The sequence below is a fragment of the Parolsenella sp. genome, from assembly GCF_982402205.1.
The window spans coordinates 1-10,770 of sequence record NZ_CEVYAT010000041.1; the positions used below are offsets into that span (position 1 = coordinate 1).

Annotated in this window: 11 protein-coding genes; 5 read left to right on the forward strand and 6 right to left on the reverse strand. The window is 66.8% G+C overall.

Annotation, left to right across the window (positions count from 1 at the left end; translation table 11 throughout):
• From AC1VTH_RS03750 to AC1VTH_RS03765, 4 genes are all read left to right on the forward strand, one after another.
• A partial coding sequence (locus tag AC1VTH_RS03750) for a SufD family Fe-S cluster assembly protein (protein WP_481334758.1) occupies nucleotides 1-343 on the forward strand: 343 nt, incomplete at its 5' end.
• A 12-nt stretch (nucleotides 344-355) separates the two neighbouring features.
• Complete coding sequence (locus AC1VTH_RS03755) at nucleotides 356-1,582, forward strand: aminotransferase class V-fold PLP-dependent enzyme (protein WP_481334759.1); 1,227 nt, start codon at nucleotides 356-358, stop codon at nucleotides 1,580-1,582.
• Nucleotides 1,575-2,078 (forward strand): Fe-S cluster assembly sulfur transfer protein SufU, encoded by a 504-nt coding sequence (gene sufU / locus AC1VTH_RS03760; RefSeq protein WP_481334761.1) that lies wholly within the window; start codon nucleotides 1,575-1,577, stop codon nucleotides 2,076-2,078. Before AC1VTH_RS03755 ends, sufU begins: the two co-directional genes overlap by 8 nt.
• A gap of 3 nt (nucleotides 2,079-2,081) precedes the next feature.
• Nucleotides 2,082-2,570 carry an RrF2 family transcriptional regulator gene (locus AC1VTH_RS03765; protein WP_293824703.1) on the forward strand — a complete coding sequence of 163 codons (489 nt, stop codon included), beginning with the start codon at nucleotides 2,082-2,084 and terminating at the stop codon, nucleotides 2,568-2,570.
• 389 nt (nucleotides 2,571-2,959) lie between these two features.
• Here AC1VTH_RS03765 and AC1VTH_RS03770 read toward each other — a convergent pair whose 3' ends face one another.
• Nucleotides 2,960-4,036 (reverse strand): C40 family peptidase, encoded by a 1,077-nt coding sequence (locus AC1VTH_RS03770; protein WP_481334763.1) that lies wholly within the window; start codon nucleotides 4,034-4,036, stop codon nucleotides 2,960-2,962.
• Between the two features lie 201 nt (nucleotides 4,037-4,237).
• Between AC1VTH_RS03770 and AC1VTH_RS03775 the strand changes: the two genes are divergently transcribed.
• A complete protein-coding gene (locus AC1VTH_RS03775) occupies nucleotides 4,238-5,029 on the forward strand; it encodes a hypothetical protein (protein WP_481334764.1) in 792 nt (263 codons plus the stop codon).
• 67 nt (nucleotides 5,030-5,096) lie between these two features.
• Here AC1VTH_RS03775 and AC1VTH_RS03780 read toward each other — a convergent pair whose 3' ends face one another.
• The 5 genes from AC1VTH_RS03780 to AC1VTH_RS03800 all read right to left on the reverse strand — a co-directional run.
• Complete coding sequence (locus AC1VTH_RS03780) at nucleotides 5,097-5,801, reverse strand: 5'-methylthioadenosine/adenosylhomocysteine nucleosidase (protein ID WP_481334766.1); 705 nt, start codon at nucleotides 5,799-5,801, stop codon at nucleotides 5,097-5,099.
• A gap of 388 nt (nucleotides 5,802-6,189) precedes the next feature.
• Nucleotides 6,190-8,790, reverse strand: coding sequence for a ferrous iron transporter B (gene feoB / locus AC1VTH_RS03785; RefSeq protein WP_481334767.1), 2,601 nt, complete (start codon nucleotides 8,788-8,790; stop codon nucleotides 6,190-6,192).
• A gap of 149 nt (nucleotides 8,791-8,939) precedes the next feature.
• Nucleotides 8,940-9,167, reverse strand: a complete 228-nt coding sequence (locus AC1VTH_RS03790; protein WP_293674109.1) for a FeoA family protein — start codon at nucleotides 9,165-9,167, stop codon at nucleotides 8,940-8,942.
• Between the two features lie 136 nt (nucleotides 9,168-9,303).
• On the reverse strand, nucleotides 9,304-9,549 hold the full coding sequence (locus tag AC1VTH_RS03795; RefSeq protein ID WP_481334768.1) for a FeoA family protein: 246 nt from the start codon (nucleotides 9,547-9,549) through the stop codon (nucleotides 9,304-9,306).
• Between the two features lie 277 nt (nucleotides 9,550-9,826).
• The coding region (locus AC1VTH_RS03800; RefSeq protein WP_481334770.1) for a purine-nucleoside phosphorylase at nucleotides 9,827-10,770 on the reverse strand (944 nt) is incomplete at its 5' end.

Genomic DNA, 10,770 nt, shown 5'->3' on the forward strand with positions numbered 1-10,770 from the left:
CGCCAAGGGCACCGAGCAGGAGACCGTGCTGGTCTGCGGCGACGACGTCGTGAACAAGACGCTGCCCACGATCCTGTGTGACGAGGACGACGTCGAGGGCAACCACGGCGCCGCCATCGGCTCCATCTCGCCCGACCAGCTCGCCTACCTCGCAGACCGTGGCCTCACCGAGGAGGAGGTCGAGGGGCTGTTCCGCCGCGCCATCGTGGAGGACGCCGCCGCGACGCTTCCCGGCGCCGCGCCCTCGGCCGTCGTAGCCTGGGCCCGCGAGACCCTGGGCAACGATGCCGCCGCAGAGATCGAGGCCTCCGTCGCGGACGGCGCCCGCGCGCTCGAGCAGTAAAGGAGGACACCCATGTCCCAAGACATCGCCACCAACCCCTACAAGGCAGACTTCCCGCTGCTCGCGAGCCATCCCGAGCTCGCGTTCCTCGACAGCGCGGCCACTGCGCAGAGACCCGCCGCGGTGCTCGACGCCCAGCGCTCGTTCTACGAGACGATGAACGCAAACCCCCTGCGCGGCCTCTACCAGCTCTCGGTCGACGCCACGCAGGCCATCGCCGACGCACGCGCCAAGGTTGCCCGCTACATTGGCGCCACCGACCCCGACGAGGTCATCTTCACGCGCAACGCGAGCGAGTCGCTGAACCTCATCGCCAAGACCCTGGGGCCGAGCGTCCTGCACGAGGGCGACGAGGTGTGCATCTCGATCATGGAGCACCACTCCAACCTCATCCCCTGGCAGCAGGTCTGCCGCGCGGCCGGGGCCAGGCTCGTCTACCTGCGCCCCAACGACAAGGGCGTCATCACGCCCGAGGAGATCGCCGCAAAGATCGGCGAGCGCACCCGCATCGTCTCGGTGACGCACGTCTCCAACGTGCTGGGCGTCGAGAACCCCGTGCGCGCCATCGCCGACGCAGCGCACGCCCACGGTGCCACCGTCATCGCCGACGCTGCGCAATCGCTGCCGCACGTCCGCGTCGACGTCACCGAGCTTGGTGTCGATGCCCTGGCCTTCTCGGCCCACAAGCTGGGCGGTCCCATGGGCATTGGCGGGCTGTGGGGCAAGCGAGAGCTGCTTGAGGCCCTGCCGCCCTTCCTCACCGGCGGCGAGATGATCGACTCAGTGAGCGAGACCGACGCCGTCTGGGCGCCCATCCCCGAGAAGTTCGAGGCGGGCACGCAGGACGCCGCGGGCATCTACGCCACGGGCGCGGCCCTCGACTACCTCGAGGCGCACGACCGCAACGCCCTCGAGGAGCGCGAGCGCGAGCTGGCCGCCTACCTGTGCGAGCAGCTCCAGGCCCTCCCCTTCATCCAGATCGTGGGCCCGGCCGACCCGCACGCCCACGTGGGTGCCGTCTCGTTCAACGTCGAGGGCATCCACCCGCACGACGTCTCGAGCCTGCTCGACACCAAGGAAGTCGCCATCCGCGCCGGCCACCACTGCGCGCAGCCGCTTCTTACCTGGATGGGCATCGAGAGCTGCTGCCGTGCGAGCGTGGCGTTCTACAACGACAAGGGCGACATCGACCAGCTCGTCGCTGGCCTCAAGTTCGTCTGGGAGGTCTTCCATGGCTAACGTCTACAGCCGCGCGCTCATGGACCACGTGAGCAGCCCCGACTACAAGTACAAGATGAGCGAGCCCACGCTCTCGCACGAGAGCATCAACCCCAGCTGCGGCGACGACCTCGTGCTCGACGTACGCCTGGGAGACGACGGCACCATCGCCGAGGTCTCCTGGACCGGCCACGGCTGCGCCGTATCGCAGGGCTCGGCCGACATGATGAGCGACCTCATGGTGGGCGAGACCCCCGAGAACGCCCGCAAGCTCTGTCACCTTTTTGGTCAGATGATCCGCGGCGAGCAGAAGGACACCGACGTGCTCGAGGAGCTCGACGAGGCCGCCGACCTGCAGAGCATCTCGCACATGCCCGCCCGCGTGAAGTGCGCCGAGCTCGCCTGGCGCACGCTCGACGAGATGCTCGCCCACCCCGACGAGTCGCGCGAGGCCACGACCACCGAGGACGGCACCGACGAGAACGGCAACCCAGTGCCCACCAAGGGCGAGGAGTAGACGATGGCCTCCGGCATCTCGACAAAGGGCCGCTACGCCCTGCGCGTCATGGCAGACCTCGCCATGAGCCAGGGAGAGGACGCCTGGGTGTCGCTTGGCGACATCTCCAAACGACAGGGCATCTCGCGCAAGTACCTCGAGCAGGTCATGGCGTCGCTGCACAAGGCGCGTTTCGTCGTGAGCCAGCGCGGCAAGGGCGGCGGCTACCGGCTGCGCCGCGAGCCGTCCGAGTACACCCTGGGCGAGATCATCCGCGCCGCGGAGGGCAGCTCGCTGGCCCCTGTGTCGTGCCTCGACTGCTCGAGCGGCACGCTGTGCCCCCGCACCAAGGTGTGCCCCACGCTGCCCGTCTGGCAGGAGCTGGGCGCGCTCATCAGCGGCTACCTCGACAGCAAGCACCTCTCGGACATCGTGAGCAACATGCATGGCCCCGAAGATGGCGAGAAGGCCCTCAAGGGGCTCGAGAGCCTTGGCGAAGGCCTGTGCAAGTAACGACGCGCGAAAAGCACCCACAAGGCCTGCTTGCCTAACGAGGGAAGGTCTCCCTGCGACACGTATCGTTTGCGCCCCGGAAGACGTCTCAGCGCCTTCTGGGGCGTTTTGTTAGGCCGACGCCAACGGAGCTCGGCATCGACGGGCACTATACCAATGCCGGCATCGGATCCATATGAGTCGCCCCTCCATACATTCCTAGCCTCCCGCAGATTCCTAGGAAAATGTCGTTAGGCGTATTTAAAGGATATGTATAACGGCATTTTCCTAGGAATCTGTAGGCGGTGACTGCGCGCAGCGCCTCGAACACGTAGTGTCGTACCAACACAAAAAGCGGCCGCCCTGCTGATGCAAGGCGGCCGCAGCCGCAACTCTCTATGTGGCAGGCGCTAGACGGCAGAGCCGGCGCGCGAGAAGCTCGAGAGTGAGCCATAACCGCAGCCCTGGGACGGACTGAAGGCCTCAATCGTGGTGCCACCGCCGATGTAGATGCCCACGTGGCCCGGCCTCCACACGATGTCGCCCGGCTCGGCCTGGGAGGCCGGCTTGTTGCAGTAGTCAGCGAGCTGCGCGGAGCTGTGCGGCACGTAGATGCCGGCAGCGGCGTAGCAGGCCTGGACAAGGCCAGAGCAGTCGTAGTTGTCGGGGCCGGAGGCGCCATAGACATAGCCGCAGCCAACGAGGCTGTAGGCACGGCTGATGATGGCGTTGCGGGCACCCGAGCCGATGGAGCTGCCGCCCGAGGTGGATCCACCGTTGGACGAGCTGCCGTTATTGCCCGAATTGTTGTTGGTGCCGGCGTTGGCGTTGCCCTCGGGCACGTAGTTGTCCTGGGCGGCCTTCTCCTCAGCTGCCTTGCGAGCGGCCTCTTGCTCGGCCTCGCGGGCGGCCTGCTCGGCGGCCAGGGCGTCCTGGACCTGCTGGTCCAAGGAGCTCACGTAGCTCTGGGCCTCGTTGACCTTGTCATTGAGCTCGGCCTGCTGGGCCTGTTGGTCGCTCAGGAGCTGCTGCTGCTCGGCCTGCTTCTGGTCGAGCTCAGCCTGGATGTCCTTGACGTTCTGGATGACCTGGGCGTCGGAGTCGCTCACCTTGGAGGCGTACGTGACGCGGTTGACGAGGTCCTCGAAACTCGTGGAGTCAAACAGAATCGAGACAAGCGAGACGCCACCGGTCTTGTAGTTGGACGACACGCGGCTGGCGAGTACATCCTGGGCCTCGGCGAGCTCGCTCTTCTTCTGGTCAATCTCGGCGTTGGTGTTGTCGAGGTCAACCTGCGTGTTGTTGACCTGCTCGCTGACCTGCTCGGCCTGGGAGTAGAGGTCACTCAGGTGTGCGTTGGCCTCGTCGAGTTTGGCCTGGAGCTGCTCGGACGTATCGGCCACGGCAAGCGTGGGAAGGCCCGTGAGAACCGTGGCGCCAAGGGTGATGGCGGCGGCGGCACGGACGAGATGGGTGCGAATGGTCAAGGGGCTGTCCCTTCGTTTTGGGTACAGATATGGGCGGAAGACCGCCTTGAGCTGTCTTTGTATGATACCGCGCCCGCCCAAACCAACCAAGCCGATGTGGACGAGCGGTGAATCTGGCAGGTGTCGCGCGGGCGTATTTCGGCCGCTTCCTGGCGGCCACCCTACAATGTGGTGCACATCCACAACGGTAGGAGCGCAAGCATGGCACAGCAGCAGGGAAACGCGCGGGACGAGAGGGGCCCGCGCAAGGGTCTTCTGGACGAGCTGTCGCTCTCGCAGGTGGTTGCCGGCGCCCTGGCCGCGGTGACGAGCGTGGCCCTCTCGAGCAAGATCGGCATCGCGGGCTCGCTCATTGGCGTGGCCGTGGCCTCGGTCGTCTCGACGGTGGCCTCGCAGCTCTACCGCGGCATGCTGCGTCGCGGCAGCGACAAGTTGCGCGAGCTCGCCTCGACCGACGAGGCCGCCGATCAGGGCAACCCCTACGGGCTCGACCGCAGGGCCAGCGAGGACGAGCCCCTCTCCCCCACCTATGGCGCAAGCGGCCAGGACGTGCCCGCGCCCCGTGTGGCGCCCGCGTCGATTCGCGAGGCCGCGCACCTGCGCCACCAGCAGGCGGTCCACCGCCGCGTCATGGTCGCCGCCGTCGTCTCATCGCTCGTGGCCGTGGCGGCGACCGCCCTCGTCATCATGGCGGCAACGCACGGCGAGGGCCTGGGCCAGCGCATCGGCGCCGTCGAGCAGCCCGCTGCCACCACCGAGGCCGCCACCCATGCGGCCAAGACGCACGAGGCGGCCCAGTCTCCCACCACAGCCGAGCACGCCGCCACCGCAGCGAGCCCCGCGGCCGGCGACGTCGCCAGCAAGGGCGGCGAGCAGGAGGCCACGACGCCAGACGCCACCTCCCCCACCACGAACGGCACAAACGAAAACGTGCCGGGCGCGCCAACGCAGGACGCATCCGGCACGCAAGACGGCACGGCCGCCAACCAGTAGGCAAGCGGGCGGCACGCATCACCCCAGCATGCAAGACGAGAGCCGTACGCCCCGGTCGTTCGAGCAGTTACGCGATTGCAGGCAGCGCCGCGAGCACGATGCTCGCGCAGCGCGCCGCCGCAGCCTTCTCGAACTCGGCGTAGGAGACGTCGCCCGAGTCGTCGGCCTTGTCGGAGATGGCGCGCACCACCACGAACGGCACGTCCGCGAGGTGGCACACGTGCGCGATGGCGGCACCCTCCATCTCGCAGCACAGGCCGCCAAACGTGTCGATGATGCGTTGCTTGGCCGCGGCCGAGCCAATGAACTGGTCGCCCGAGCAGACGCGTCCCTCAAAGACCTGCACGCCGCCCACCTCACGGGCCGCCGCCACCGCCGCGCGGCGCAGCGCGGGGTCCGCCTCGAAGGCCACGATGTGCTCGTCGGGGTGCTCGCCCGGCGCATAGCCCAGGGGCGTCACGTCCATGTCATGCTCGACGGCCTCGGTGGAGACTACGATGTCGCCGATCTCGATGCGCATGTCGAGCGAGCCCGCCACGCCCGTGTTGATCACGTGGGTGCAGCCCTCGATGCAGGTGAGCGTCTGTGCGCAGACGGCGGCGTTGACCTTGCCCACGCCGCACTTCACGACCACGGCGGGCACGCCCGCAAGCACGCCCTCGCAAAGCTCCATGCCCGCGACGCTGCGCACGCGGGCGCCCTCCATCTTGGCCTTGAGCAGCGCCACCTCGGAATCCATCGCGCCAATGATGCCAACCTTGACCTGACTCATGAAGCACCTCTCTCGCTCGTGTACGCAGCAACTATACCCCGCCACGCCCGCGAGCCGCTCCATACGCCCATCGGTATTGCACGTTACACGGCCTCCTCAATCGGACCATCGGTTATGCATGCCTAAAGCTCTGGAGACGTGCATAACCGATGGCGATGTGCCCCCTCCTCCGCCAAGCCATCGGTTTTACACGTCCAGGACGGCGGAGACGTGCATAACCGATGGCGACATGACAGAGACGTGCCGAACCGGTGGCGACATGACGGAGACGTTCGCCTCACGCCCACCTCACGCGCCCGCCACGCACGCGAGCCGCCCCCGCACACAAAAAAAGGAGGGGCAGCCAGGTGGCGACCCCTCCCAAGCAAGCAGATCCGCAGCGAATCCGTTACTTCTCGGCCTCGGCAAGCGAGTCGAGGATGTGCTCGTCCTTGCCCTCGAACTTGGGCGCCGGACGGAAGAGCATGAACAGGATGCCGGCAAGCGCGGCAAAGGCCACGACGGTCCAGAAGCCAAAGTTGCCGAGCACGATGAGCTCCCAGAGCTGGTTGATAATCAGGCCAACGACCCAGCCAAAGCCGCACTGGTAGGCGATGGCAGCCCAGAACCACTTGGAGTCGTCCATCTGTCGACGGATGGTGCCAATGGCAGCGAAGCACGGGGCGTCCAGCATGTTGAAGGCCACGAAGGCGCACATGGCACCGGCGTGCAGCATGCCGGAGGCGTCGGTGAACATGCCAGCGAAGCCCGTCCACATGGACAGGGAGTTCTCAGTGGCATCGCCCAGGCCAAACAGGACGCCAAACGTGGAGACGAGGTTCTCCTTGGCGATGAGGGCCGAGATGGAGGAGGCGACGGCCTGCCAAGAGGCGCAGCCGAGCGGCACGAAGATGAAGCTCAGGGCGCTGCCGATACCAGCGAGGATCGAGTAGTCCATGTAGGTGTCGGCGATCTCGTCGATGCCGGCGAGGTAGGTGAAGGCGCCGTCATACATGCCGAAGTTGGAGAGGAACCAGATGCCCACGGCGGCGGCAAAGATGATCGTGCCGGCCTTCTTGATGTAGGCGCTCACGCGCTCCCACACGTGCAGCCACCAGGACTTGATGGACGGGAAGTGGTAGTCCGGCAGCTCCATGACGAACGGGGTGGGCTCGCCGGCGAACGGCTTGGTCTTCTTGAGCATGATGCCCGAGATGATGATCGCGGCAATGCCCATGAAGTAGAACATCGGGGCAACCCACCAGGCGTCGGACCCGCCGATGAGCACGCCCATGACGAGGGCGATGATGGGCTGCTTGGCGCCACAGGGGACCATCGTGGTGAGCATGGCCGTCATGCGACGGTCCTTCTCGTTCTCGATGGTCTTGGTGGCAAGCACGCCCGGCACGCCGCAGCCCGAGGAGATGAGCATCGGGATGAAGGACTTGCCGGAGAGACCAAAGCGACGGAACACGCGGTCCATGACGAAGGCGACACGGCTCATGTAGCCGCAGTCCTCGAGGAAGCACAGCAGAACGAACAGGACGAACATCTGCGGGATGAAGCCCAGGACGGAGCCCACGCCGCCAACGATGCCGTCGACGATGAGCGAGGTCACGACGGTAGAGGCACCGATCGACTCGAGCCAGCTGGTCACGGCGCTGGGGATGGAGGGCACGAAGCCGTCGTAGTCGGCCGGGTCGGGCTCCTCGGTGGAACCCTCGACGGCGGCCGCGAAGTCGGCGGCGGTGACGGAATCGATGACCTCGTCGGTGTCGTTGCCGTCCTCGTCGGTGATCACGACGTCGGAGGCGGTCACGCCGGAGGCCTTGGCCTCGAAGGCCGAGATGGTGGCCTGGGCGTCGGCGTCCTCGGTGTCCTCCTGGTAGGCGGACACGGCATCGGCGACCTCGGTGGCCTCATCGTCGGTGACGACGCCCTCGTCGGTGGCGGCGGCGATGAAGCCGTCGATCTGGTCGCCGTAGTGGTTGTCGGACCAAGCCTCGGTGTCGGCGTCGTACTGCTCGGCCGAGGCGCCGTTCACGAAGAAGCCGTCGGAGAACAGGTTGTCGTTCACCCAGTCGGTGCCAGCGGTGCCCACCGTGGAGATGGCGATGTAGTAGACGAGGAACATCACGACGACGAAGATGGGCAGGCCCAGGATGCGGTTCGTGACGATCTTGTCGATCTTCTCGGAGGTCGAGAGCTTCTTGGGCGCCTTCACGACGCAGGCATCCATGACGCGGGCGATCCACTCGTAGCGGTCCGACGTGATGATCGACTCGGCGTCGTCGTCACGGGCGGCCTCGACGGCCTTGATGTCGGCCTCGAAGGCCTCGAGCTCGGCGTTGGAGAGGCCGAGCGGCTCGATGGCGACGGCGTCGCGCTCGAAGACCTTGATCGCATACCAGCGCGAGAGGGTCGCGTCGCACTTGCCGGCAAGGCCGACCTCGATCTTGGCGATGGCGGCCTCGACCTCATCGGTGAAGACGTGGGCGGGGGCGGGGGCCTTGCCGGACTTACCCGCCTCGACGGCGAGCTTCACGAGGTCGTCGGTGTTCTTCTCGCGAAGGGCCGAGACCTGGATGACCCGGCAGCCCAGCTCGCGGGAGAGGGCGTCGACGTCAATCTTGTCGCCGCTCTTCTCGAGCAGGTCGAGCATGTTGAGGCCGAGCACGACCGGCAGGCCGCACTCGAGCAGCTGGGTCGTGAGGTAGAGGTTGCGCTCGAGGTTGGTCGAGTCGACGAGGTCGATAACGGCCGACGGGCGGTTCTGGATGAGGTAGTCGCGCGAGACGATCTCCTCGGGCGAGTACGGCGACAGCGAGTAGATGCCGGGAAGGTCGGTGAAGGTGACGGACTTGTCGCGCCTCCAGGCGGCCTCCTTCTTCTCGACCGTGACGCCGGGCCAGTTGCCGACGTAGCCGTTAGAGCCGGTGAGGGCGTTGAACAGCGTGGTCTTGCCGCAGTTAGGGTTACCTGCGAGCGCGATGTACATGCGGTCTTCCATGACTCCCTTTCTTGGGTTGTTGCTGGGGGCGGGGTCGGCCCCCTGGTCCCTTATGCTGGACCTTTTCAGTTTGGCGCGGAGGTCCCCATGAGACCGCGCCCCCTCGGGTGTCCGAGGCGTGGATGCCGCTCGCGGCGGCGATGCGAGTCCTACGCGGGCTCGACCTCGACCTTCTCGGCCTCGTCCTTGCGGATCGACAGCTCGTAGCCGCGGACGTTGAGCTCCAGCGGGTCGCCGAGCGGAGCCACCTTGACCACCGTGATCTTGGCGCCCTTCGTGATGCCCATGTCCATGATGCGGCGCTTGATGGCGCCCGTGCCGGTGAGTGCCTTCACCGTGCAGGAGGACCCAACCGGGATGTCCCTGAGCGTTGTCACCGTTACCCTCTCTTCCTCTCTCTTGCCGGCGCTCGCGCGCCAGCCTGGTACGACGTTATCGACCGGACGTGTCCGGGTTGCGTCGGGACGCCCCGACGCCGCAGCGCCCGCGAGGGGCGCGAGTGCGCAAGCCGTGCTAGCAGACGAAGACGTGCATGCACGTGGCATGGTCGACGCCCAGCTGGGCACCCTTGACCTTGACGATGGTGCCCGACGAGCCGCTTTGGCTCACGACGTTGACCTCGGCACCGTCGACGAACCCAAGGTTCTCGAGGTGACGGCGCATCTCGGTGCTGCCGCTGACCCTCACCACGTGGACGGCCTCGCCCTCGTGGGCCATGGCGAGCGGAAGCTGGGCACCCCTCGACGTCGCGACTGCCATGTGCTCCTCCTTCGTCTCCCCCGCCGTGACACAGCAACGCGGACGCCCACGGTGTGGCCATCCGCCTCGCGTCACCCGCGCAATCCCACGTGGCGGGAGAAGTTGTCTGCCTCTAACTCGTAAGTAGTATGTGCCTAACTTTTGGTGGAGTCAACCATGGTGAACCGTTAGGTGTTGTTAACTTTTGGAATAACGGACGACGTCGCGACACAAAAGGCGGGGCGCCCAGCCTCATGGCCAGACGCCCCGCCGCGCGAAGCACTATGCGAGAAGAGCCCTACTTGAGGCGCGCGAGCACACCACGCACGAGGCGCTCGAAGTCTGCCTCGTATTCGGACGCCACCGAGAGCACGCTCTCGTGCGTGACGCCCGCCTCGCCCGCCATGTTGGCGGCAAGCGTGAGGCCCAGGACGTTCATGCCCAGCGCGTGGGCCATGATGGCCTCGCACACGAGCGACATACCGGCAAACGAGGCCCCGAGGCACCCCAGCGCCGCGACCTCGGCGGCCGTTTCGAAGCTCGGGCCGAGAAGCCCTGCGTAGACACCCTGCTGCAGCTCGATGCCCTCGTCGGCGGCGACGCCCGCGGCAAGGCCGCGCAGGTAGGGCGTGTAGGTGTCGGTCATGCCCACGAACGGCGAGTCGACGCAGGCCAGGTCCTCGTCCTCGATGAGGGGATTCGTGCCCGTAAGGTTGAGGTGGTCGGTGATGAGTCCCAGGCCCACGCGGCCGCGGCCGGCAATGGCGCCCGTGGAGCAGGCGAAGATGATGTCACGGCAGCCGAGCTTGTGGGCGTGGCGCACGAGCGACGCCACCTCGGCGGAGCTGTAGCCCTGGTAGAGGTGCACGCGACCCGGATAGACCACGACGGGCACGCCGTCGATCGTGCCCACGGTGGCCTCAAAGCTGTGGCCGGGAATGGGCCTGGCGTGCGCGGGGAAGCCCTCAATGTCCTCGTACGGAATGCGACGGACCGGCTTCACGAGGCCGGCCAACGCCCCAAGGCCGCTGCCCAGGACGATGGCAACCGGATGCTCGACGCTTGCGCGGCACCCCTCGACGACGCTCTCATCTACCACAACGATCCCCTCCCTCTCGAGGGCCCGGGCGGCAAGCCCGGAGCCCCTCACGAGTCTTCCTGTGAAGCTCCCATCGTAGACGAGTCCATGGCCGCAGGCGGGGCTCTTCGCCTTCAGGACGGCAAGCGGTGCCCGCAATTCGG